22 protein-coding genes are annotated in these 22,975 nt (G+C 42.0%); 9 read left to right on the forward strand and 13 right to left on the reverse strand.

Features of this window, described 5'->3' with window-relative positions:
* Nucleotides 1-30: 30 nt before the first annotated feature.
* The 6 genes from SPSYN_RS16375 to SPSYN_RS12835 all read right to left on the reverse strand — a co-directional run bounded on the left by SPSYN_RS16375 (nucleotide 31) and on the right by SPSYN_RS12835 (nucleotide 5,996).
* On the reverse strand, nucleotides 31-423 hold the full coding sequence (locus tag SPSYN_RS16375) for a TM1266 family iron-only hydrogenase system putative regulator (protein ID WP_341478886.1): 393 nt from the start codon (nucleotides 421-423) through the stop codon (nucleotides 31-33).
* Between the two features lie 117 nt (nucleotides 424-540).
* Nucleotides 541-2,265, reverse strand: a complete 1,725-nt coding sequence (locus SPSYN_RS12815; protein WP_161822894.1) for an NADH-dependent [FeFe] hydrogenase, group A6 — start codon at nucleotides 2,263-2,265, stop codon at nucleotides 541-543.
* Nucleotides 2,266-2,291: 26 nt separating this feature from the next.
* The gene (locus tag SPSYN_RS12820) at nucleotides 2,292-3,515 is read right to left on the reverse strand and encodes a complex I 51 kDa subunit family protein (RefSeq protein WP_161822895.1); all 1,224 of its coding nucleotides are present in this window, start codon (nucleotides 3,513-3,515) and stop codon (nucleotides 2,292-2,294) included.
* Between the two features lie 46 nt (nucleotides 3,516-3,561).
* On the reverse strand, nucleotides 3,562-4,005 hold the full coding sequence (gene nuoE / locus SPSYN_RS12825; protein WP_161822896.1) for an NADH-quinone oxidoreductase subunit NuoE: 444 nt from the start codon (nucleotides 4,003-4,005) through the stop codon (nucleotides 3,562-3,564).
* A 365-nt stretch (nucleotides 4,006-4,370) separates the two neighbouring features.
* The gene (locus SPSYN_RS12830) at nucleotides 4,371-5,411 is read right to left on the reverse strand and encodes an IS256 family transposase (protein WP_161822897.1); all 1,041 of its coding nucleotides are present in this window, start codon (nucleotides 5,409-5,411) and stop codon (nucleotides 4,371-4,373) included.
* A gap of 27 nt (nucleotides 5,412-5,438) precedes the next feature.
* Nucleotides 5,439-5,996, reverse strand: a complete 558-nt coding sequence (locus SPSYN_RS12835; RefSeq protein ID WP_243153047.1) for an RNA polymerase sigma factor — start codon at nucleotides 5,994-5,996, stop codon at nucleotides 5,439-5,441.
* Between the two features lie 342 nt (nucleotides 5,997-6,338).
* Between SPSYN_RS12835 and SPSYN_RS12840 the strand changes: the two genes are divergently transcribed.
* The 3 genes from SPSYN_RS12840 to SPSYN_RS12850 all read left to right on the forward strand — a co-directional run bounded on the left by SPSYN_RS12840 (nucleotide 6,339) and on the right by SPSYN_RS12850 (nucleotide 8,753).
* A complete protein-coding gene (locus tag SPSYN_RS12840; RefSeq protein ID WP_161822898.1) occupies nucleotides 6,339-6,800 on the forward strand; it encodes a MarR family winged helix-turn-helix transcriptional regulator in 462 nt (153 codons plus the stop codon).
* A gap of 19 nt (nucleotides 6,801-6,819) precedes the next feature.
* Nucleotides 6,820-8,178, forward strand: coding sequence for an MATE family efflux transporter (locus SPSYN_RS12845; protein ID WP_161822899.1), 1,359 nt, complete (start codon nucleotides 6,820-6,822; stop codon nucleotides 8,176-8,178).
* 140 nt (nucleotides 8,179-8,318) lie between these two features.
* Nucleotides 8,319-8,753, forward strand: coding sequence for an MgtC/SapB family protein (locus SPSYN_RS12850; RefSeq protein WP_161822900.1), 435 nt, complete (start codon nucleotides 8,319-8,321; stop codon nucleotides 8,751-8,753).
* Nucleotides 8,754-8,954: 201 nt separating this feature from the next.
* Here SPSYN_RS12850 and SPSYN_RS12855 read toward each other — a convergent pair whose 3' ends face one another.
* Genes SPSYN_RS12855 through SPSYN_RS12870 form a run of 4 tightly spaced genes read right to left on the reverse strand, consistent with a single transcriptional unit; the run spans nucleotide 8,955 to nucleotide 12,172 of the window.
* Nucleotides 8,955-9,653 carry a class I SAM-dependent methyltransferase gene (locus SPSYN_RS12855; protein WP_161822901.1) on the reverse strand — a complete coding sequence of 233 codons (699 nt, stop codon included), beginning with the start codon at nucleotides 9,651-9,653 and terminating at the stop codon, nucleotides 8,955-8,957.
* A gap of 15 nt (nucleotides 9,654-9,668) precedes the next feature.
* Complete coding sequence (locus SPSYN_RS12860) at nucleotides 9,669-10,445, reverse strand: Rossmann-like domain-containing protein (RefSeq protein ID WP_243153048.1); 777 nt, start codon at nucleotides 10,443-10,445, stop codon at nucleotides 9,669-9,671.
* 15 nt (nucleotides 10,446-10,460) lie between these two features.
* Complete coding sequence (locus tag SPSYN_RS12865) at nucleotides 10,461-11,483, reverse strand: ATP-binding cassette domain-containing protein (protein ID WP_161822902.1); 1,023 nt, start codon at nucleotides 11,481-11,483, stop codon at nucleotides 10,461-10,463.
* A complete protein-coding gene (locus SPSYN_RS12870) occupies nucleotides 11,480-12,172 on the reverse strand; it encodes a GTP-binding protein (RefSeq protein ID WP_161822903.1) in 693 nt (230 codons plus the stop codon). Before SPSYN_RS12870 ends, SPSYN_RS12865 begins: the two co-directional genes overlap by 4 nt.
* An 873-nt stretch (nucleotides 12,173-13,045) precedes the next feature.
* Between SPSYN_RS12870 and SPSYN_RS12875 the strand changes: the two genes are divergently transcribed.
* Nucleotides 13,046-13,594: a hypothetical protein gene (locus SPSYN_RS12875; RefSeq protein ID WP_161822904.1), complete on the forward strand. Its 549-nt coding sequence runs from the start codon at nucleotides 13,046-13,048 to the stop codon at nucleotides 13,592-13,594.
* Between the two features lie 139 nt (nucleotides 13,595-13,733).
* Here the strand turns inward: SPSYN_RS12875 and SPSYN_RS12880 are convergent, their stop codons facing one another.
* Complete coding sequence (locus SPSYN_RS12880; RefSeq protein WP_243153049.1) at nucleotides 13,734-14,324, reverse strand: YbaN family protein; 591 nt, start codon at nucleotides 14,322-14,324, stop codon at nucleotides 13,734-13,736.
* Between the two features lie 287 nt (nucleotides 14,325-14,611).
* Here SPSYN_RS12880 and SPSYN_RS12885 point away from each other — a divergent pair, with 287 nt between their 5' ends.
* Entirely contained in the window at nucleotides 14,612-16,303 is a 1,692-nt protein-coding gene (locus SPSYN_RS12885; RefSeq protein ID WP_161822905.1) for an FAD-dependent oxidoreductase, read from the forward strand.
* Nucleotides 16,304-16,513: 210 nt separating this feature from the next.
* Here the strand turns inward: SPSYN_RS12885 and SPSYN_RS16060 are convergent, their stop codons facing one another.
* Both SPSYN_RS16060 and SPSYN_RS12890 read right to left on the reverse strand, forming a co-directional pair.
* Entirely contained in the window at nucleotides 16,514-16,951 is a 438-nt protein-coding gene (locus SPSYN_RS16060; RefSeq protein WP_243153050.1) for a hypothetical protein, read from the reverse strand.
* On the reverse strand, nucleotides 16,936-18,378 hold the full coding sequence (locus SPSYN_RS12890; protein WP_243153051.1) for a DUF4153 domain-containing protein: 1,443 nt from the start codon (nucleotides 18,376-18,378) through the stop codon (nucleotides 16,936-16,938). The genes SPSYN_RS16060 and SPSYN_RS12890 overlap by 16 nt, the downstream gene beginning before the upstream one ends.
* Nucleotides 18,379-19,243: 865 nt before the next feature.
* Between SPSYN_RS12890 and SPSYN_RS12895 the strand changes: the two genes are divergently transcribed.
* The 4 genes from SPSYN_RS12895 (at nucleotide 19,244) to SPSYN_RS12910 (ending at nucleotide 22,575) form a co-directional block, all read left to right on the forward strand.
* The gene (locus SPSYN_RS12895) at nucleotides 19,244-19,936 is read left to right on the forward strand and encodes a DUF1538 domain-containing protein (protein WP_161822906.1); all 693 of its coding nucleotides are present in this window, start codon (nucleotides 19,244-19,246) and stop codon (nucleotides 19,934-19,936) included.
* Complete coding sequence (locus SPSYN_RS12900; RefSeq protein WP_161822907.1) at nucleotides 19,933-20,676, forward strand: DUF1538 domain-containing protein; 744 nt, start codon at nucleotides 19,933-19,935, stop codon at nucleotides 20,674-20,676. Before SPSYN_RS12895 ends, SPSYN_RS12900 begins: the two co-directional genes overlap by 4 nt.
* Entirely contained in the window at nucleotides 20,654-20,998 is a 345-nt protein-coding gene (locus SPSYN_RS12905) for a P-II family nitrogen regulator (RefSeq protein WP_161822908.1), read from the forward strand. The genes SPSYN_RS12900 and SPSYN_RS12905 overlap by 23 nt, the downstream gene beginning before the upstream one ends.
* Before the next feature lie 398 nt (nucleotides 20,999-21,396).
* Entirely contained in the window at nucleotides 21,397-22,575 is a 1,179-nt protein-coding gene (locus SPSYN_RS12910) for a M24 family metallopeptidase (protein ID WP_161822909.1), read from the forward strand.
* Nucleotides 22,576-22,975 lie beyond the last annotated feature (400 nt).

The raw sequence follows: 22,975 nt of genomic DNA on the forward strand, positions 1-22,975 counted from the left end.
CCAATTGCATAACTCAATATAGAATTAAGATCATACTTTGGTTAAGGCGCTTTTTACTGTAACATAAGGGATATTTCCCAGTTTGCCGGTTAGGGAGCCCACCTGATCAGTGGTGCCGTCCACAATTAATGAAATGACGGAAACTTCCCGCTCCCGGTGCGGCAGCCCCATGCGGCCGATAATCATCTCCGCGTGTTCACTTATGATTTGGTTAACCTGCGGTACAACTTGACGGTTCTCCACTACAATACCAATAACACCTAATCGCTTATCCAACTTCATCAACTCCAGTGCTTTAAGTTTAGTAATATAATATAAAAGGATACAGATGATATTTTGAGCATAATCCGCATCCTTCTGTACCGAATAAATAAAACCGCTCATCCTAAGATAAGCGGTCAGCATATTACACCTGTGGTGCATAAATATGATGACCCCTTTAACTTAGCCGTGGACCTTGTTAGCAGGGTTTACTTTTTGTATTGATAAATGTACCTGCAGAGCAGCCCTTAAAGACCTTTCTGCAAGTCCGGGTGCTAATTAGATCAGCCGTTTATTCTTGGCATGGTAATGTGTATGCAGGAGTTCATGGGATTTGTGCCCCAGAGGCTCATGCAAGAATTCTTCATAAATCATTTTAATTTCCGGGTTTTCGTGTGATTTCCTGATGGCGCACTGCTCATCTTCAATGTAGATGTTGGCAATACGCTCTTCTCGCTTTATGTTGCTCCTGGTAATTGGCTGCCCGCCGCCGCCGATACAGCCACCTGGGCAGGCCATAATTTCTATAAAGTGGTAGGGCGACTCGCCTGCTCTAACTTGGTCCATTAGCTTGCGAGCGTTGGACAGGCCGTTGGCAATGGCTACTTTAACTACTGTGCCATTTAAATCGACCTCGGCTTCCTTGATGCCCTGGAAGCCACGTGTTTCTGTGAAGTTAACATCTTTCAGTTCTTCCTGTGTTACCACTTCATAAACCGTGCGCAGAGCAGCTTCCATAACACCGCCGCTAGCGCCGAAGATTACGGCTGCTCCGGTGTAATCACCCATCCAGGGATCAAACTCGGAGGGTTCAACTTTGTCAAAATCAATTTCGCACAATCTTAATAGCCGGCCAAGTTCACGGGTGGTTAATACAATATCTACATCCTGATAGCCGCTGGCGTTCATTTCCGGTCGGAAAGCCTCGTATTTCTTGGCGGTACAGGGCATGATGGAAACAGAGAAGATTTTCTTCGCATCGATGTTCATCTTGTCGGCCCAATAAGTCTTTAATAGAGCACCAAACATTTGCTGTGGTGACTTGCAAGTAGATAGGTTATCTAATAAATCCGGATAGTAAGTCTCACAGAAATTTATCCAGCCCGGGCTGCAAGATGTAAACATAGGTAGTATACCACCAGTAGTCAACCGTTGCAATAGTTCATGGCCTTCTTCCATGATAGTCAAGTCAGCTGTAAAATTGGTGTGCAGAACATAATCAAAGCCGATTTGACGAAGGGCGGCTACCAGCTTATTCATGGGCATTTCACCAGTCTTCATGCCGACCTCTTCACCGATGGCCACTCTTACAGCCGGCGCAATTTGGGTAACTACAATGGTATCTGGGTCGGCAATGGCTTCCATTAGTTCATCGATATATTCAACTTCGCCGATTGCTCCCACCGGGCAGGCATGGATACACTGTCCGCACATTACGCACGGGCTGTCACCTAAATTCTTGCCCATACTGGGCACAATCATTGTATGGTAACCGCGGTTTTCCAAACCTAAGGCACCTACTCCTTGAATTATTGTACAGGTTTCTACACAACGGCGGCAAAGCACGCATTTGTTAGGATCCCTAAAGATGGCTGGAGTCGAGTAGTCTTTGGGCAGCCCTTTGGTTTTTAATTTAAATGGGTTTTCGCGGATACAATATTCTTTGGCCAGATGCTGGAGTTCGCAGTTAACATTTCTAATACAATTCAGGCAGTCCTGCGGATGGTTGGATAGAATAAGTTCTAATATGATTCGCCTGGCCTCAATTACTTTGGGGCTTCTGGTCTTGACAACCATTCCTTCAAAAACGGGTTGCGAACAAGCTGTCTGTAGAAGTTTGCTGCCTTCGACCTCACATACGCATATCCTGCAATTCGACTTAACGTTCCGATCAGGGTGAGCACACAGTGTTGGAATATGAATACCGACTTTTTGAGCTGCCTGTAGGATGGTTGAGCCGTCAGGAACGGAAGTTTTTATTCCATCAATTATTAAATTAATCATTTAATATCACTCCTTTAGCTCAATTCCTACATCAGTTTGGCTTCATAATCGTCACTGAAACGTTCTATGGTAGTTAAAATAGCCGTGGGGGCAGCTTGTCCCAGACCGCACAAACAAGTAATCGACATTACCCGGCCTAATTTTTTCAGCAGAGTGATATCTTTAGCCGAGCCCCGACCGCTGTTGAGTTTCCACATTAATTCATGCAAACGGGCTGTACCTTCACGACAGGGGGCACATTTTCCGCAGGATTCATGTTCAAAGAATCTAGCGATTCTAGTTGTTACATCTATGATATCCCTTGTTTCATCCAGTACATAAACTGCGCCCGATCCCAGCGTTGAGTTAATAGCCGACATAGCATCAAAAGATATTTGGGTATCCAGGCTGTTAGCAGCAATAAAGGCACCGGAAGCTCCACCAATTTGCACAGCCTTGAATTTTTTATCTCCGGGGATACCGCCGCCAAACTCGAAGATAACCTCTCTGATGGTAGTATTGGTAGGTATTTCAAAAAAGGTGCGATTATTAACATCACCGGTTAGCGTTAAAATCTTGGTCCCGGGATATGTTGGTGCGCCTATAGCTGCAAAATGAGCAGCTCCTTTATCGATAATTACCGGAATATTAGCCAGGGTTTCTACGTTGTTTACGACGGTTGGTTTTTGCCACAAACCCTTTTGAGTGGGGAAAGGAGGTCTAATCCTTGGTTCACCCCGGTGACCCTCAATGGATTCAAGTAAAGCTGTCTCTTCACCACAGACAAAGGCTCCAGCCCCGGTTCTTACTTCAATGTCAAAATCTCCCAGTATGCCGTGCTGTTTAGCCTGATAAATAGCTGTTTTAAGAATAGTAATTAAATGCGGGTATTCGCCGCGACAGTAAACATAACCTTTGTTAGCGCCAATAGCATAGCCGCAAATGGCCATCCCTTCAAATATTGCATGGGGATCGTTTTCCATAAGCATACGATCCTTATAGGTTCCCGGTTCACCTTCATCAGCGTTACAAATTACATATTTTTGGTCGTCCTGAGTTTTGTGTGCAAAGGCCCATTTCTGACCTGTATTAAAACCGGCACCACCGCGTCCTCTAAGTTTAGATTGTATAATCTCTTCAATAACTGCTTTTCTAGTCATGGTACGCGCTTTTTTTAAAGCTTCATAACCACCCACAGAGAGGTAATCTGTTATCTTAAGAGGATTTATTTTACCATAATTGCGCAGTACAACTCGCATTTCTTCGGCCATTTAGGTCCCTCCTTTCTTCTGTCCCTTATTTGATAATCAATTGTGATTATTTATATTCAGCTAGTATATCAACAACGGTAGCCGGTGTTACACCCATATACGGTTTGCCGTTTATCGTTATAACCGGAGTGTCCTGGCACTGACCTACACATTCGGTTGTTTCTAGGGCGAATTTGCCATCGGAGGTACTTTCGCCTATTCTTATGCCGAGTTCCCTTTCCAATGCAGCTACCACCTCAGCAGCCCCGGCAACATGACAGGGGGCACTTTGGCAAATTCTAATCACATTTTTCCCACGCGGTTTGATGGAAAACATGGAATAAAAGGTGGTTACGTCGTAGACTTTAGATACTGGAACGTTAAAAACCTTGGCGGCTTCAATGATAGCTTCTTCCGGTAAATAACTATATATATCCTGGATGGCGTTGAATGCCTCAATCATCCCGCCGGGGATGTTTTTGTAGGCATCAAGAATCTGTTTGTAGCCCATTTCATTTCTCCTTTCAGTAATAAATGTATGTCAATATTTTCTTTAGGTAGTCATACTAAAATGTGTTAACTATAAATGGTTATAATGAAATGGTAATACATACCTTATACATAATTCAGATACGAGGAAAAAGTTATAAATTGTAGACAAATAAGGGATTATGTCGATTTTAAAACAAATTTATTTAATTGTAAACCCGGTGTAATTATTATACTAGTGTTTTTTATTGGAAATAAACACTAGTATTTGGCGGTTAAGTTGCTGAAGGGCTTTATAAAAGGATAAGTAGCAGCCAAAAAGGCTGCTACTTATCCTTTTACTTGCATATTCTTAGGGAAAATCGAGCAATGAGCTTACCTTACTCTTTAGATAACCGATTCTAACTGTACCCTATCTCCGAAGAACGCGTTAAATTGGGACACAAAGCATGACCATTCACTGAACGGTATGGTCCATTGCTTATCTGCCTCGACACTTGCCAAATAAATTAGTTTTTTTATAGCCTCATCTGTAGAATAACAAAATTTTATATTGGTTAGTTGATATAGCAGGTTATGATAACTTTCGATGATATTGGTTGTATACATCATTTGGCGAATACCATACGGGTATTTGAAATAGGACATTAGCTCGAGCCAATTTTTCTCCCAGCATTGAATAACAATGGGGTATTTATTGCCCCAGTTTTCTTTGAATTTAACAAAGGCACGTTCTGCTTCCTCATATGATAATACCTGGTATACTTTCCTTAAATCTTTTAACAACTCTTTTTGTTCTTGGTATGTTGAATATTTTATTAAATAAAGTATTTGTCCTATGTTACAGCTATGTATTTCGGTCCTGGGAAAAACTGATCTAATGGCCTCCGGTACGACAAAAAACCCATTTATACAGGCAATCAAGATGTCATAGACACCTCTGTTTTTTAAGTCATTACATATATCAATACAAAATTCAGTATTAACATTTTCACAGACCCAAATCCCAAGTATTTCTTTTCGCCCGGAGGTATTAATACCTAGCCCAATATAAGCTATTTTATTTATTACCTTGCTATCTTTACGAACCTTGAATTGGATAGCATCCAGATAGACAATAGGGTATACACGATCGAGTTTGCGGGACTGCCATTGGTCCATCGTGGAAAATTTTTTTATAATTTGGTCAATCATGCAAGTTGAAAATGTCATGCCGTAGATGCTCCGCAACTGATTCTTGATATCGCTGGTAGGTATACCCTTAGCATACAAAGCTTTTATATGATTTTCAGCTATTACTTGATTTTGCAGTTTTTTTTCAAACCTTACCCACGAATCTTCTAGCGGTGGAGGGGTAATTGAAATAACCGATTCGTGTATTACCTCACTTAATATCTTATCACATTCTGATTTAGTGTATTCTCTCATGGTTACTTAACCTCTTCCGTTATTTATCTAATTAATGGCAATACTTTCATTTTCTAATTCAATTAATTTTCTAATTTTCTGTCTGGCGTTGAATAGACGGGATTTTACAGTGCCTACCGGTAAATTCAGAGCAGTGCTAATTTCTTCGCAAGACATTTCCCGGTAATACTTTAAGTATAATATTTGACGGTAACTGGGACTAAGACAATTAATCTTTTGCTTAATCATTATTTTGTCTTCCTCTTGCAAAAGGCTGGTTTCCGGGGATAATGGTTGGCTGTTTGGGTAAACATTCCTGGTTTCCATATAAAAAGTGTTTCTTAAGCGTCGGCGAATTAAGTCACGTGCAATGTTAGTTGCGATGCGACACAACCATGCTTCTAACTTGGAAGAGTCTTGAAGCTGATCTATTTTATACTTCATCTTCAGGAAGGATTCATGAACAACATCTTCGGCAAGACTTGGGTCCTTAATAACATAATAGGCAGCCTGATAAACCGGCTTATAGAATAATTCATAAACAATTCTAAGTGTTTGCATATCACCGTTTTTTATTTTTGAAACAAGGGTTTCTGTTTTTGTCAAAATAAAGACCCTCCTATCAAACTAACCTATAAGTAATAAGGCTAATATTTTTAAGGTAATCTAATCAAGATAACCCCAAAAATATTAGCCTTCCGTGAATTTCCAAAGGTCTTTAACTAAATTGCCGTAGAGAACTATTTATTTAATTTAATTATGATTTCATTTCAATGCTTTGTCAATAATAACCTGCGCATACATTTTCGACAAATTAACTAGAAAAATGCCAAAAATCAAGAAAAAACGACAAGTTTTGTTTTGTTGATTGATTGTTTCTTTTAAGCTAAAATAGATTAGTATTCTTATTTTTAGAATTCTAATATTTTGGTTTAATAGGTGAGGAAAATGAATTTGGAGACCGCAATAACGATTCACAATTTATTATTCACCTTCATGGGGTTATTTCATGAAAAGTATCTTCTTCGCCTTAGGCAAGAGTCACAGGAATTAAACTTTAGGCCTGGCTTTAAAAAGAATCATATGAAAATCCTTAACACTCTATACCAAAATGACCGTATAACCTTAACAGAGATTGGCAAAATGCTGGATATCGAAAAAGGCAGTCTTACCACTCTGATTGACCAGCTGGAAAAGGAGGATTTCGTGCTTCGTTTAAATGACCCGCTGGATCGCAGGAAATCTCTTATTTGTTTGAGTCAACACGGTAGAGAGGAGATGGATCGCATCACGTATTTTTGTGTTGCCAAAGTGGATGAATTGTTGTTAAGTTTTAGCTCTGAAGAAATTCAGCAATTTATAACCAGTTTACAAAATGTGGTTGGGTTTATGAAAAAATTAGATGACTAACGGTAAAGAAGGCTAATATATGAATAAGAAAATAGACTTAGGAAATGGCAATATCAACCGGTTACTCTGGGAGTTTTCATTACCGGCTATCATCGGTATGTCGGTGAACGCTCTGTACAATCTTATATCCCGCATATTTGTAGGCCAGGGTGTGAATTCCCTTGCCATTGCTGCCGTAACAGTAGCCCTTCCCATTATGACGATTACATTTGCGGTTTGCATGCTGATCGGTATTGGTGGTATGGCCATGATTTCAATCCGCCTTGGAGAACAAAAAAAAGAGGAAGCCAATAAAATAGCAGGTAATGCTGCTCTATTGTTAATCGTATTGCCCTTTCTTCTAACATGCATTTATTTTCTTTACTCTGACCCGTTGCTAAGGTTATTTGGCGCTACCAGCCCGGAGGTGTTGCTTTACTCCAGGGATTATATCCATATAATTATGTTGGGTTCTGTGCCGGCAGCACTTGGTTATGGTTTAAACAATTTTATACGGGCTGAAGGTAACCCCCGGTTCGCTATGTTCTCACAAATCATTGGTGCTGTGTCCAGCGTAATATTAAACTATGTTTTTATTTTCACGTTAGATATGGGCATTAAAGGCTCTGCCCTGGGTACTGTCCTCGGTCAATTGATTTCAACAATTTGGGTGATTAGTTATTTCTTGCGTGGCACCAGCCAAATTAAAATTACTATTAATAGCATGAAGCCACAGGTACGTATCGCACTGAAAATTATGGCCATTGGTTTTGCTCCTTTTGCTATGCAAATAGCCAGTAGTGTTCAGCAAACTATTTTAAACCAGATCGTCTTAGCCTATGGAGGTGATTTGGCCCTTTCAGCGGTTGGTATAATCATGAGCGTTGGTATGATATTGATTATGCCGATTGTCGGGATTAGTCAGGGAGCCCAGCCGATTATTGGCTATAATTTTGGAGCCAAGCAATATGAGCGAGTTAAAGAAACACTAAAAAAAGCAATTATGGCCGGTACCGCCCTGGCTATCACAAGTTATCTCGTTATAATAATCTTTGCCGCCCCTATCTCAGCACTTTTTAGCAAAGGAGACACTGCCTTAACTCAATTGACAGCTCACGCGCTAAGTATATTCTTTGCTTTTCTTCCCATTGTGGGTTTTCATATTATTGGGGCGAATTATTTCCAGGCTGTAGGCAAACCTGTACAGTCGACAATACTCAGTTCGGCAAGACAGGTGCTAATTTTTATCCCGGCCTTGCTGATATTGCCCAATTTCTGGGGCATAGAGGGCGCCTGGTGGTCATCGCCGATTTCCGATGCGTTGTCGGTGCTTCTGACAGCTACACTGCTATTTTTCGAAATGAGGAATTTACCCCAAAAGTCAAATTTAGCCAGTTAACAAACGAGCAATTAGTAAAGAGGCTGCTAAAGCTTTTGCTACTTGGCATTTTTAATTATACCGGTATTAGCTTTACTGGAGCGCATGCGTATAGGCCTGCCCGCTTGGAATATACTAATCAAAAAAACGGCGGTAATGATATGAATGAACAGGCAGAACTGGCTTTAAGATTGTTTCTGGCATTTGCAGTAGGAATTTTATTCGGTTTGGAAAGGGAAAAACGCCACAAACCTGCCGGATTACGCACCCATGCGCTGGTTTGCCTGGGGGCAGCACTTTTTACTATCATTGGTATTACCGGTTTCCCCTTGGCCAACCAGGAAGTGACGATGGTGAGGAATATAGACCCGGCCAGGGTCGCTGCCCAAATAGTAACCGGGGTGGGGTTTATTGGCGGAGGGATTATATTCAAGGAGCAAGACCATATCAAAGGTATTACCACAGCGGCAAGTATTTGGTTAACTGCAGGCCTTGGGATGGGCTTGGGTGCCGGGTTGTACTTGCTAAGTGGAGTTGCGGCAATTCTGGGTCTTACCGGGCTGAAACTTGACCGGCTGTTGCAGGAAAAAGCATGAATTTACCGGTTAATTTAATTGATATGCTAAAACCACCGCGGTGAGGCGGTGGTTTCTCAGTGTCACTCACCAGTTGGAAGCTAATAGATAAGCATAATTTACTTTACTATGGCCGGATAACGCTGTCTAAACCTCCAGGGCGCCTTAGTAATTTCCTCCAGGAGTTTAGCTTGTAATAGATAAATACAACTCACTCTAATTTTACAGTCTACCTTCAACTTCAAAGATACCGATATCTTTCATACGAGGTAGGAAAAAAGGAAATTTGTCATTGCCCGTCTTAACAAGTTTCTCGGTTAAGAAGCTATCCAGTACTTCAGGTGTTATACCCGGTGAATGAGACTGCACAAATTTAACGGCATCATCTTTGGAGACAAGTGGTTGCCCGAATTCAAAGATTGCTTTGCTAAGAATATAAGGTATGCCTTTCTGCTGCAGCGTTTGTTCTATTTTAGGGACTGTTTGTTTTTTGCTAGGGCTGTACTTCCCGGGTGTGAGCTCAGTCTCATGACTACCGGAAACGACCGCAAACAACTTTTTACAGTGGGGCAAAAAATCATCCATATTACTGGCCCCGAAAAAACTTGTGACAATTACATCCCAATTTTCATTGATATCACTGCTATCCATTACCCGGGTTTCAATATTGGTAATGTTCCTGTCCTGTAGAGTTTTTTGCAGGGCGTTAATAGCTTCCTGGCTGATATCTATGCAGGTTATGTGTTTAATACTGTGGCAAAGTTCCAGATCCAAAAGCCCAAGGCCACAGCCAATATCGCACAGCGTGTCATAACCCCCCAGCTTGGGGGCAATTAATGCCGCCACATGCTTAAAAAAACCGGTATATTCATTTGCGTTTTGGTACCACCTAATTGTATCGTCATTCCACTCAAATCTCACTGGCATGCCCCCTTACTAAACATCTTTACGATCACTTTTTTTGAAGGATACTTTCTGTCCGGTGGAAAACATTCTTACCCTTTCAGAACCGGTAGCGATTCTAAACGCCCGTGAAGTGTCTTTAATCATAAAACCTGAAAGATCTCCAACTCCATAATCGAATAAAACCGGTGCAAGCGGGGTCCCTGGTCCGACTAGTGTGACCTGCTTGGCCCTGCCGGCTAACTCGAGGAGCCTGGGCAGTGTCTTATTGATCACGCAAATATAGGATAGAAATACATAATCACACTCTGGAATAATGTATTCGCAAGCAGAAAAAGGATAATCCCCATCCTCCGGCTCCCATTCGAAAAGTGAAAAGTCACAGATTGGTTCGAGTAGACTTTCCAAATGTGGAAAATGACCGACCACCGCTACTTTCTTACCCCGGACATCATTTTGGGACATGATAAAGGGATCAAAGATTCTATCCTCAACCCGCTGGGAATCGGAGAACTCTACGCCATTAGCCCTGGCCACCCGGGGATTATTATAATAAGCATTTATTGCGGCCAGACCTACCGAGGCTTCGACAAAATTCCAGGACTTAATGCAGCTAGCGACCTCCTGGAGAGTGGCGCCGAGTAGATTCTTGGAAAACATGGGCTTTCTGGTTTCGCAATGGTCAAGCCCGCTAATACCAACGCCATCCCCACTGTGGACATAGGCATAGTGGTTTCCGCAAAAAAGCTCATCTACAAGGAGGTCTGCTGGGATTCCATTGAGCATAGCATTATAAATTTGCCACATCATTCAACACCTCTTATATTATGCTTTGAGCAGATCTACTGTGATTTGGTCTCCTTCACGCAGGCGATGGCGGAGGTTTTGCAGGATATTGTCCAGTTCTTCGATGGCATTGAGGCTTTGCTTTTCTGCCTGTGTAATTTCCAAGATCTTGATAATACCGCCATTCTTAATCACAATCCGTTTATCAGCACCCAAAGCCAGCAGGGGATCGTGGGTGGATATAAAGACCAGCTTTTCCCTTTGAGCTAGCAGCTCAATTGCCTGACGCCGGTCAATACCGGCGTTTTCTATTTCATCAATAAGGACAATGGGGGAGTTGCTTATATATGCCGTATCGGCAATCATTAAGGCTCTGGATTGCCCGCCACTTAGCTGGGTTATCTTGGTGTCTAATAAAAATTTTTCACCCGCCAGAGCATTAGCGCCGAGAAAACATTTTTCTACTACTTGTTCTGCGTCGACCGTTAATCTGCTTTTAGCATGCAAATATAAAAATTCACGGACAGTCAGGTCCATAACAAAATTCATGTTTTGGGAAAGCTGAGCTACCAGCTTGCCCTCCATCTCAAAGCGCTGGAGGTCATCAAGTTCGACCCCGTTAACTAGGATGCGCCTCATGGTCGGTGTATCACCCTGGGCCAGACACTCAATGTCGTTTAACAATCTGCTTTTACCGGAACCGGTTGGTCCTACAATACTTACAATTTCCCCCGAGGAAATAGTCAGGCTGATGTTTTCCGGTTCCCCGGACTTATTTAAACCGCCAATGATGGTAAGGGTGGCAACCGCCGGATTTTGGTTTTTAGCAGTAGAAAATGTTTCCATAAATTCGCAAAAACTAAGGAGTACCCCAAATTTGTCCAAGCCAAATTCTTGAAGAATATCCTCATCCATTTCTTCAATGGCCAGTGACAAGGGCAGCTGCTTGGGAATATTATCTAATCTTAGATTAGCCAGGAAATCGGCGACAATAGGATGTTCAATCAATAAATCTTCAATACTAATGTCATTGGCCAGTGCTAATAAATCCTTTCTGATCATAACTCTTTAAACTCCATTTTTTTCATCATGCCCATTTGGTGAGATTCTCCGATTCTCGTTTCTCCAGTGCAATAGGAGCATACTGCGGCGGGAGTGGTGAAGCGCAATTTCATATCTCGGAGGGTTTGAATATCACGGGCTTGCTGTAGATACTTCGCCAGAAGGAAGGAACCCTGGCCGGTGATGCCGTTGACAAAAACTACCCTGGCATGTGAGTTCACCTGTTTAATACTGAAAGCAAATACTTCACGCTCAGCCTGGGAAATTATATCCGCTTTAGTCACTGCCACTACATCAGCCAATTTCAGCAGGGGTCCTATCTTCCTGGGGGTGTTGGTCCCGGACAGGCTATCAATAACGCAGACGGAAAATATACCGTTGATATAGGGGGAGCATCGGTTGCACAGTCCGGCGCTTTCGGTAATTAGCATTTGAAAGCCTGAGCGGATACCCCACTGTACAGCGTCATCGATATTGCTGACAAAGTAATGGTCCGGACATATCTTCCCGGAAAACCCGGTTTGGATTGGAATGTTCGCTTCCTGGTAGCGCAGGTTGTCAAAAGAAGTAAGACAGTCAAATTTTACCACACCCACACTGCCTATTGGCAACCCCATGCACTCAATTAATTTTAAAATTACTGAGGTCTTGCCTGAAGAGGGTGGACCCGCAATAGTAATGAGCTTCATAGCGAACCTTCTTTCCACAAGGTCAATTATTGAGTCATGGTTGTGCGGAAACAATATTACATCACATAGAGCTAGCGAGTGGTTTTCTATATCTTATATTTAATCATAAGTTCTACAAGCTCATCAATAAACCTGCAATCAAATGGGATAATGTTCCTGTTACCTGTTAGAAATATTTTTTTCTTACGCTAATACGAAATTATGCTGCTAATACGTAAAAAACCGCATAACACCGGTTGAGATGGCTAATATTTTGGGCTTGACACTGTCTGAATATCAAGGCACTTATTAGTTCGACCAAAATAAGTGTTAATGAGGTATAATGTAGCTTAAAATTACGCTTTGCTGCCATAAGTGAAAGCAATTGATATGTTGTATTAAGTTAACAAATAGTTAATTAGCAAGAGGCTTTGGAAAATGCTCAGTTCTCCAAAGCCTCTTGTTAGTTGCTGCAAGTTTAACATTGACATTATACATGTTATGATTAAGTAACTGTCATTTATGTTATTTAGAGTAATAGGGATTTCACTCGTTCTCCACTGGGATAGCAGGTTAATAGGTTAGTCCTGCTATCCCGGCAGAACCCCGTCAGACGCTCAGGTTTGCCCCACCAGAGCCTATCCCCCAACGGGAAAGAGCCATTAAATAGCTTAACCAATTAGAGCCTGAGCAAAACATTATTTATGTTATTTTAATTTGAGGTTAGAATAAATATGACAAAACAGTTAGGAAATCACTGGGATTCAGTAACATTCGCATCGTGGGGCTGAGATTGGTGTTAACGTAATAGTATAACAGGTATGCCGGATTTGACCACCCTTTTTAAAGGAATTGTATGTGCGATATCTTTTTGAACCGGAGGTAGAGTAATATATGGATATAGAAGAGCTAAAACAGTTTTTACAGGAAAATAATTTAGAAATTGCATTGAAGAAAGTTAATGATAGTGAGCATACAATAACCTTTACTTATCAAGGATATAAAGGAGACAAGCTTCTTTTTGCAGTTGATGTTGAAGTGCCGGTGATTGACGTTAGGCAATTCGGACTATGGGACCTTATAGAAAACTATAAACACACAGCTTGGTTGTACAGCATTTTTCTTGAGCATGAAGGAGTTAAACCTTTAGAAAGATATACCGACGGGTTGAGGCGTTTTATTAAGGCTCTTAATGTTTATGGTCCACCGGTAATCTGGATTGGCCAGGGAGAATCTATGCTGCACATTGCCACAGATAATTTTAATACTGAGCATGGATTTAGTTTTTTTCTAGCCGGGCAAAAGGTAGCACAGCTATCAACCAATACGATTATTACACCCAGCCTGTTAGGCAGGCCGATCAATTTATTTGTCCAGTGCAAGGCGTGTTTTAGTATCAGTGATGCGCATGGGTTTATCTGTTATATGTATTGGCCTCAGTAAGTGTATATACATATTTAACGCAAGACTAGAGAAATACAGCAGTGCCGGTTTTTTGTATCCGGCTATTTTAGCAGCACAGCCATACCTATATAAACAACTATAATTTTTATGCAAATAAGGTAGCGACGCATGTTGTAGACTAATGGTTACTTCCGGAGCCGTTGTTTTGTTCACCTGTGTTTAATTTTTCATTTTGTTTAACTTTTTCTTGATGACTGTACTTGTGCAAGTCCTCTGGTTCAAGTGTTTTTAATGTCATAACGTGGATACTTACTGCGACACCGATAACCAGCAGTAATAAGCTTATGTGTAAATTTGAGGTAATAAACATAGAAATAATAAGCGTTAGCCACAAAAAGCCAAGTGAACCAATCTTTGCACCCCTGGTAATGGCTTTATGATTCATATAATTATAAATATAAGCCCCAAAAATTCTATGGTTTATTAGCCAAACAAATAAACGCTCTGAACTTCGCATGTAACAAAAAGCTGCCAGAAGTAAAAAGGGGGTAGTCGGCATTATAGGAAGGAATATACCTATAATTCCTATGGCAAGTGCAACTGAGCCTGAAAAAATTAACAGGTATCGTTTTATTGATAAACCCTTCATGATAACCGGTCCACCGTTCATTCGAAGTAGGGGGAGCAGTAATACTGCTCCCTCTTTATAAAATACTATTTCTTTTTCAAGCTCCTGATATCCTTTTGTATAGAATTCCCATCGACGCAAAAAAGTCCTTACAGGTAAAAAAATTCATAACTGTTTGACATACTTAAAGCAGCTGCATCTCGGCTTAATAAGTTAAAGAATATTAATAAAATTCAAGCATTTTTGCTTAATTATTTAACGAAGATATTGTATAATTTAACTAGCAAGAAACCTTTTATCAAGACTAGGATTTAAGCTTATCAACAACGAGCCCTATAACAGCGCAGTAATACAGTGTTTAGCCAGTGTAAAGATAACTGGCAGGGGTAAAATAACTTGACGAAAAGCTTACGAAGGGAGATGAGCAAATGTCTAAAAAAGTACTGATAGTGGGTGGAGTGGCCGGTGGGGCCGGTACAGCCGCCAGGCTGCGCAGAATGGATGAAACAGCCGAAATTATTGTGTTTGAACGGGGAGGCTATATATCCTTCGCCAACTGCGGACTACCTTATTACATAAGCGGCGTGATTAGAAAGAGGGATCGCCTTTTGGTGCAGACCAAAGAAGCGATGGAAGCAAGGTTTAATATAGATATTCGCCTCCATAGTGAAGTGACTGCTATTCTTCGTGACACCCGTGAGGTAGAGGTGAATTCCGGCGACCAAATTTATCGGGAGAGCTATGACTACTTAGTCCTTGCACCCGGAGCTGCCCCAATTGTTCCACCTATACCAGGTATAGAACGGGCAGGGATTTATACATTAAGGAACATGGTTGATGTTGACCGGCTTAAAGCTCTGGTAACCCAGAGAAGGACCGGTAGGGTAGTGATCATCGGCGGAGGAGCTATTGGTATAGAGATGGCTGAAAATTTAAAACTTGTGGGCTCGGACGTGACCATTGTGGAAGCGGCGGCTCAGATTTTGGGACCTTTGGATGAAGATATGACTAAGTTGGTGGGAAAAACCTTGCTGGATAATGGAATCAAGATTATATTAAATGATGGTGTGAAGAGCTTTACCGGCCAGGAGAATATTGAGGTGGTCTTAAACAGCGGTAAATCAGTGGAGGCAGATTTTGTGATTCTGGCCATCGGAGTCAAACCGGAGAATAAGCTGGCCCGGGAAGCCGGCCTGGCTCTTGGCGAGCGGGGTGGAATCAAGGTTGATGATTATCTTTGCACCTCGGACCCGTATATCTATGCCCTGGGGGATGTTATAGAAGTAAGAGATATCGTTACTGATCAACAGGCTTTGATTTCCTTGGCCGGTCCTGCCAATAAACAGGCTCGGATCGTAGCCGACAATATTGCCGGCCGCAAGGTTAAATTTAAAGGTTCTCAGGGCACATCGATCATCAAAGTGTTTGACCTAACAGCAGCAAGCACAGGGAACAATGAAAAAACACTTAAATTAAATGGGATTCCCTATGTCAAATCATATACAATATCGCCATCCCACGCAGCGTATTATCCCGGTGCCATACCAATAATTGTCAAAATCATGTTTTCACCTGAGGGTGGAACCTTGTATGGAGCTCAGATTGTCGGCAAGGTTGGGGTGGACAAGCGTATTGATGTATTGGCTACAGCGATAAGGATGGGGCTCACAGTGTTTGACCTGGAGGAGTTAGAATTGGCTTACGCTCCACCCTATTCTTCCGCTAAAGATCCTGTGAATATAGCAGGCTTTACGGCAGCTAATATCTTAAAGGGCGATGTGCGGGTGATGCACTGGGATGAACTGGACAGCCTGGCCAAAGACAGCTATATCTTGCTGGACGTGCGGATGGATAAAGAATACCAGCAAGGTCATGTGGATGGAGCGCTGCATATACCATTGGACAGCTTGCGTGAAAGGTTAAATGAACTGCCTCGGGATAAGCAGATTATTGTTCATTGTAAGACCGGTTTAAGGAGCTATATTGCTAACCGCATACTGATGCAGAACGGTTTTAACGCTGCTAATTTAAGTGGCGGTTATGATTTATATCAGGTGCTGCAATACCAGTATGGTAAAGCCATTAATATGAACGAACAAATGACAAGACAGGAAAAGTAAACCCGGCAGAGTGCCGGGTTTGCTATACGGGTGAGAATAACCTCGGTGATGGAACCATGAGCTATTTGCATACCAGAGGGGAAAGTATCGGTAGATAATGCAGCGGAGACAATCTATGACTTAATTGAGACTGCCCCTTTGTTTTGCCAAATAAAAATTTTTAAACGCTCTGGTTTTTAAGAAAATCAATAGTATTTATTGTCCATGCCCTCAGGGATTTTCTTGTAAATACAAAGAACTTAAATCAAGGTAGTAATGAATTGCATCCGCGTAAGGGTCAGCGCTAATATTTATATTCTTAAACACAAGCAGGGCGGTCACTTCCGGGGTTTCCAGCTGCAGGCTCATCTCCTCTAAGGTTGCCTGTGTGGGTCTTGGCTTTCCTGGTGGATACGCTTTGGTAATTCGGTCAAGATAGGTATTCATGTTTTGCTCGAGGATTACGCGATCGTTCAGATCGATTTTCAACGTGGGAATACCTATCTGCATATCCACCGTCCAGTTGATCCGGTATATGCCTCTGTCACCATTAACCGTAACCGAAGCGCTATTTTCTTTATTGTTTTCAGCCAGGGTCTGCATATCGAAAGCCCAGCGAAAATCACTGATGTCGATAGCCTCAGGCGGTAATATCAGGGATGTCTCCAAATAATCACTGGGGTAAGATTTTTCGGGTTTCGGCCAGGTTTGTTCGAAGCCGAGTTTGTCCTTGAAGATATTGCTTTGGGCGAGTTCTCTATCAACCATACCGGCAGCTTGGTATCCTCAGCGTAAGCGAGGTAGTTTACGGCATCGGTAATTGATTCCCGTACAGCTGCTTCCGGTTTTTCAGCTGCGGGGATTAACTGGTTATCCTTAAGCATGCCCTGGTTGACTAGCAGTGTTTCGAGACGGTTTACCTGTGCGGTAACCGGCAAAGCGTGGTAACCAACCACTGGCAGCACCGAGATAACAGCCATAATGCAGGTCAGTACGGCAATAGGCAGATGCGCTTTTGCCTGCCAGAAGAACAGTAGTACAGCAGACGCCAAAGCAATTATCCAAATGATTATGAATGAATACGAGTCTATTTGTAAACTTACCTTTTGCAACTGGGTGAGCAATGCCCAGGCCTCGAAAGCGAGGATTACCAGTGCGGCAATCGGATAAAAACGGCGATAAAATTTGGACAACCAGGTTTCATAGTGGGTTACCAGGACGTGGAGCAAAATGCCGCTGAACGTATATGCAGTCGCAATGCTTGAAAGCTGTATGAAAGATACCCGCATGCCGCTAAGTATAGTCTTGACTGCCCAGAGTAACAGTACGACAGTCAAAGCCAGTACAATCGGGATTAGGATATACTCGCATAAAATTTTCACAAACCGTGGTTGTTTCTGGGCGGCTTGGCGGTGTTCATCAAATTGACCTTTACGGAAGTCCGGAAAATAACCGATGAAAATGGTAAAAGCCAGGAAGCCGGCTATAGTGCCAATATACAGGTAGACTTTTTCGCTCATCCCCTGGTAAAGCAAGGCTTCAATGGCACCTGCTACTCCAGATACGCCGCTCATGAGCACTGTGCCGTATAATAAGGCAATAAAGAAGGCTTTTATCGTCATGAACAAGGAGCGTGCAATGTCGGACTGGTCTTTGGGGTAAGCAGCCAGGCTGATAAAGGCAATGAAACTGATCAGGATAGCCACACTAACACGGGATGCAGCTAAACCAGAAAGCAAGATATAACGATATTCTGTCTGTGCGGGGTCTGTTCCGCCAAAAAGATAAAGCGTCAGAAAAGTAACGGCTGCAGCCACAAGACCAAGCAGGTTGGCCAGCAGTAACGCTCCGGATTTGTTATAGCGGCTTTGGGCCCCAGTTATGGCAGCTAGACTAAATATGGAGCCAAGTGCAAAGGCCCAGTGCAGGCAGTTGAACAGAAAATTGTAAGCTTCCTGCTGAGGCCAATCCAGTTGAATCCTGATCATTGTTACAATCGCGAACGCAAGTGCGCATGCAATTGCAGCAGGAAATTTTTGAAATGCACCAGCCGCCCCATGCAAAATGTTCAAAATTGATTTGCTAAAATTATTCATGATCCTACTCCTAACTAAAACATTTCTTTGTTTAATTATACGTTAACACAAGTATAATTGTGGTTATTTTCAAAATATTTTGCCTCAATAACATCTAAACTATTATTTAGATAATTATTTAAAAAATTTATTGTCCAAATAAACGTTATATTAGACCCTTTTTTCCCTCTATCCATTTATTTATTTAGAATATTATATAGGAAGGAAATTTTCGTATACTCTATTTGCTTTATTGCCCAAATGAAAGATCCATATTTCATATCCTTTATCATCGTCTTTAGATATGATATCATATAAATATTCAAATAATATAGATTCGGGAATTTTTACCAGCTGGGCAACACAGCTAATTACATACTGGCATTTTATATTAACAGATAGATAGAAATGGTTATGTAAGCGTAACCAAAATAAGTTTGTTACAACATCCAGAGCCCAAATTATTTATTAATTCTTAATATTTAGGGCAGCAAAGACCTCTTCATAAGATTAAATTCAAGGATAATATTCAGCTTATATGCACTTAATAGGGTTAATGCAAGGCTTTGGTTGGAACAGTGGTTAAATCGGGCGAAAGCAGTAAAAGACTGCTGCCTCGTTGTTTTTTGAATAGAATTAAATCCAGGAAGGGGGTGTAGTATGGTTGGAGGTGGATTGAGAGTAATGCCAGGAGGGACCCAAGTAGCCGGATTGACTGGCACAGCATAATTGCATGAGAATTTAGTCCTTTCATTCAAGTAACAGCTTGTTTGCTAAAACAAAGATGACAGCGTAATGTTTACCTCCAAAATTAAGATATTTATCCCCTGTTGAAAAAGCAGCATGTGCAATATAATAAGCTTAAATCAAAGAGAGGAGGTCTTGAATGGATGAAATAAAAGATACCGCTAAAGAAACATTGCTTGCCATTTTGCCTATAGTACTATTAGTTATTGTAATACAACTGATATTGTTTGATGACCCCTTATATGAAGTTCTCCAGCTTATCATTGGCGCGGTAATGGTCAGTATTGGATTGGGTCTTTTCCTACTTGGGGTAAAGGTTGGGCTATTGCGCGCTGGTGATATTATCGGCTCAGAACTTCCCCAGCGTTTTTCTTTTCCACTGCTTCTATTTTCCGTATTTTGTATTGGTATAGCCGTCACCGTGGCTGAACCTGATGTTCTAGTTTTGGCGCAGCAGGTAGATTATGTCTCAGGTGAACAAATGTCTAAAACAGTAATTATAGCCTTTATCGGTTTAGGAGTAGGTGTGTTTATGGCTATTGCTGCTGCTAGAGTGTTCCTGGGCATTCCAATGCGCTATATATTAGTTGCCGGTTACATTTTGGTATTTGTGCTAGCCTGCTTTGTACCCCCTAGTTTTATGCCTGTAGCTTTCGACTCGGGCGGGGTAACTACAGGAAATTTGACGGTACCGTTTGTTGTAGCCCTTGGTGTAGGTTTAACTTCAGTCCTTGGTGGTAAAAGCTCCCTTAGCGACAGTTTCGGCTTTTTAGCTTTGGCATCATTAGGCCCTATTCTAGCAGTCCTTTTACTGGGGGTGCTCTATGCATGAATGATCTAATTGTATTTTCAGGCTATTTTAATGTTATTCAGGAAGTTGCGATTGCTTTGACGCCCCTTTTAGTTATCATGTTTGTGTTCCAATTTGTCCTTAGGTTGCCCTGGGATGAAGTTAAACGTATATTGATTGGTATATTTATATCTTTTATTGGCTTGTCTCTTTTCCTGCAAGGTGTTAAAATTGGCTTTATGCCGGCAGGGACTTCGTTGGGTGTATATATTGGCCAGCTGGACTATAATTGGATAGCGATTCCGATCGGGTTGCTGCTGGGTTTAGTCATTGTTATAGCTGAACCATCTGTTTGGGTACTAAACCATGAAGTAGAGCAGGTTTCCAGCGGGTATATCAACCAGCGCACCATGATGTTGACCTTATCGATAGGGGTGGCGATTTCAGTCGCCCTGGCGATGGCCCGGATAGTATATGGCATACCTCTGATGTATATACTTATCCCAGGATACGCAATTGCGCTAATTATGACACATTTTGTATCACCTACCTTTGTCTCATTGGCTTTCGATTCCGGTGGAGTTGCTTCGGGCACCATGACGGTTACATTTGTTTTGGCTATGACGGTGGGAATAGCTACCGGAATAGAGGGCAGGGATCCGTTATTGGATGGGTTTGGCGTAGTTGGGCTGGTCGCCCTTACCCCAATATTGTCAGTATTACTACTGGGAATTGTCTTTGGAGGTGAGAAAGTAGAAAATGAAGATAGCTCGGGAGCATGAATTAATAGTAACAATTGTTAGAAAGGGCTGGGCCGAAAGAGTAATTAATGCGGCAAAAAATGCCGGTGCCAGGGGCGGTACTATATTGCACGGGCGCGGTGTCGGAGTGCATGAGCAGAAAAAGTTACTTGGTTTGCCTATCGAACCGGAAAAGGAAATCATTTTAACGTTAATTCATAGGGATAAAACTAATGAGGTTTTAAAAGCAATAGTTGATGCCGGACAACTGCAAAAACCGGGGATGGGTGTTGGTTTTGTACTTGATGTTGATAAAGTAGTTGGCGTAGTAGAATTGCTGGAGCAGTGTGGAGAAGAAATATAATGGATAAGACAGTTGTTTTAGGTGATATATATCAAATAATAATGCCCTTGTTGGATCATCACAGTTGAAGATATTCTCAACTGTGTTTCTGTTATCATCGGATTATATATCCAGGGATATGTGTCTTAAGACAAGCAGTGGTTGTAGACTATAGCTATCTCATATTATGGTTGCGAGTCATTGTTTGTTCTTCTATCGACCACGACTAAGACAGCATAGTTTGCTGTCTACTTTTATGCGATGTATATTACAGTGTTTTTTGCTTAAGATATGTTTCTAATTTTAGAGGAAATAAAGGCCACGCAGCGAATAAATATTTGCAATCTAGGTATTTTTCATATAACTGCATAATGTGCATATTCATGGATAGCAGTATGTAAAAGGAAGGTGATTTTACTGTGCGATATACTCCGAAATCTGAGCTTGACCAGAGGGTCGCTAAACTACAAGCATTATTAAAAAAACAGGATATCGACGGGGCATTAATAATTCAAAACGCGGACTTATTTTATTTTTCCGGGACTATTCAGCAATCCCACCTATTTATACCGGCGGAGGGCAAACCTCTGCTGATGGTTAAAAATACTTTTGAACGGGCCGTGGAAGAGTCCGCCCTGGACAATATCGTTTATGTGGATAGCTTAAGGGAAATATTGCCAACCCTTCAGTCGCACGGCTTCAGTGGTTTTAAAACACTGGGCTTTGAGCTGGACGTGCTACCTGCTAACCTGTATTTTCGTTACCAGGAACTCTTTAGACCGGCCAAGGTGGTTGATGCTAGTGAGCTTATCCGCACTGTTCGCATGATCAAATCTGAGTACGAGCTGGAAATACTGAGAGAAGTGAACACAGTACAGGCGCAGTTATTCCCTTATATCAGTGCTAATATCAGTGAGGGCATGTCTGAGCTAAAATTGGCGGCCATGATTGAAGCGTTCTACAGGGAGAAAGGTCATCCCGGTTTAATGAGAGTACGTGGCTTTAACACTGAACTGCATCAACAGCATGTGGTATCCGGCAGTAATACTATCCCTAGCTATTTTTGGGGAGCGGTCGGCGGCAGAGGAGTAGGCCCGGCATATGCTCAGGGAGCTAGCCATAAGCTTATTGGCCGGGACGAGCCTGTGTTAGTGGATATCGGCTTTAATGTCGGCGGGTATTCCTTGGACCAGACCAGGATTTTTTGCATTGGTAAACTGGCTGATCACCTGACTCAGGCTTACCAGGTAGCCATCGAAATTATCGAGCAGATCAAGCAGATGGCCAAGCCGGGGGTGCCCTGTGGTAAACTGCACGAATTGGCGCGGCAAATAGCCGATGCGAGTCCATTTGCCAATCATTTTACCGGCTACCCCAATCAATTGACCTTTTGTGGCCACGGTATCGGCCTTGAGCAGGACGAACTGCCGGTGATTGGATATAAATTTAAAACGCCGCTGGAGCCGGGCATGGTCTTTGCGTTGGAACCGAAATTTACCTTCCCTGACGGCGCCGTAGGGATTGAAAATACCTATCTGGTAACTCAAGACGGGTTAGAGACTTTGACTGTATTTGACGAGGGGATTCAGTACGTCTAGCCTATACCCGGGGGTTTAGTAATTCGGTTAAGCTTGACTGGTTGACATGCCCAGTCGTATCGTATCATATAAAATAAGTTCAAATATAAAATATTAATACAGCCACGAAGGCTGAATACATTTCATAAGGAGTGTATTTAACCTTCGTGGCTGTATTTTTGCCTCAAAAAAGGAAGGGATATTATAACTCAAGTTTGACAGCACTATCCAAAGGAATTCAGTAATATCAACGGTTTCCGGGCACACCAAATAGACGTACCACTACAATATTCCTTTATATGGTAGATTTGTATCCTAGTATCCTTTTTGGCGGTCTGCTACCAACAGCCTTAAAAATATCAAAGATATTGCCCTTTAACTCTGTGCGCAAAATAAACTCTTCCTGACCGATGGTAAATTT

This window comes from Sporotomaculum syntrophicum (assembly GCF_009932395.1).
In the GTDB taxonomy this organism is placed as follows: domain Bacteria; phylum Bacillota; class Desulfotomaculia; order Desulfotomaculales; family Desulfallaceae; genus Sporotomaculum; species Sporotomaculum syntrophicum.

Excerpts from the sequence above, each read along its gene's own strand:
- SPSYN_RS12820 (WP_161822895.1), bottom strand. The coding sequence starts at position 3,515 with ATGGCCGAAGAAATGCGAGTTGTACTGCGCAATTATGGTAAAATAAAT.
- SPSYN_RS12875 (WP_161822904.1), top strand. The coding sequence starts at position 13,046 with ATGGATATAGAAGAGCTAAAACAGTTTTTACAGGAAAATAATTTAGAA.
- SPSYN_RS12860 (WP_243153048.1), bottom strand. The coding sequence starts at position 10,445 with ATGATGTGGCAAATTTATAATGCTATGCTCAATGGAATCCCAGCAGAC.
- SPSYN_RS12870 (WP_161822903.1), bottom strand. The coding sequence starts at position 12,172 with ATGAAGCTCATTACTATTGCGGGTCCACCCTCTTCAGGCAAGACCTCA.
- SPSYN_RS12830 (WP_161822897.1), bottom strand. The coding sequence starts at position 5,411 with ATGAGAGAATACACTAAATCAGAATGTGATAAGATATTAAGTGAGGTA.
- SPSYN_RS12850 (WP_161822900.1), top strand. The coding sequence starts at position 8,319 with ATGAATGAACAGGCAGAACTGGCTTTAAGATTGTTTCTGGCATTTGCA.
- SPSYN_RS16375 (WP_341478886.1), bottom strand. The coding sequence starts at position 423 with ATGCACCACAGGTGTAATATGCTGACCGCTTATCTTAGGATGAGCGGT.
- SPSYN_RS12900 (WP_161822907.1), top strand. The coding sequence starts at position 19,933 with ATGAATGATCTAATTGTATTTTCAGGCTATTTTAATGTTATTCAGGAA.
- SPSYN_RS12905 (WP_161822908.1), top strand. The coding sequence starts at position 20,654 with ATGAAGATAGCTCGGGAGCATGAATTAATAGTAACAATTGTTAGAAAG.
- SPSYN_RS12865 (WP_161822902.1), bottom strand. The coding sequence starts at position 11,483 with ATGATCAGAAAGGATTTATTAGCACTGGCCAATGACATTAGTATTGAA.
- nuoE (WP_161822896.1), bottom strand. The coding sequence starts at position 4,005 with ATGGGCTACAAACAGATTCTTGATGCCTACAAAAACATCCCCGGCGGG.
- SPSYN_RS12815 (WP_161822894.1), bottom strand. The coding sequence starts at position 2,265 with ATGATTAATTTAATAATTGATGGAATAAAAACTTCCGTTCCTGACGGC.
- SPSYN_RS12890 (WP_243153051.1), bottom strand. The coding sequence starts at position 18,378 with ATGAATAATTTTAGCAAATCAATTTTGAACATTTTGCATGGGGCGGCT.
- SPSYN_RS12840 (WP_161822898.1), top strand. The coding sequence starts at position 6,339 with ATGAATTTGGAGACCGCAATAACGATTCACAATTTATTATTCACCTTC.
- SPSYN_RS12895 (WP_161822906.1), top strand. The coding sequence starts at position 19,244 with ATGGATGAAATAAAAGATACCGCTAAAGAAACATTGCTTGCCATTTTG.
- SPSYN_RS12885 (WP_161822905.1), top strand. The coding sequence starts at position 14,612 with ATGTCTAAAAAAGTACTGATAGTGGGTGGAGTGGCCGGTGGGGCCGGT.
- SPSYN_RS12845 (WP_161822899.1), top strand. The coding sequence starts at position 6,820 with ATGAATAAGAAAATAGACTTAGGAAATGGCAATATCAACCGGTTACTC.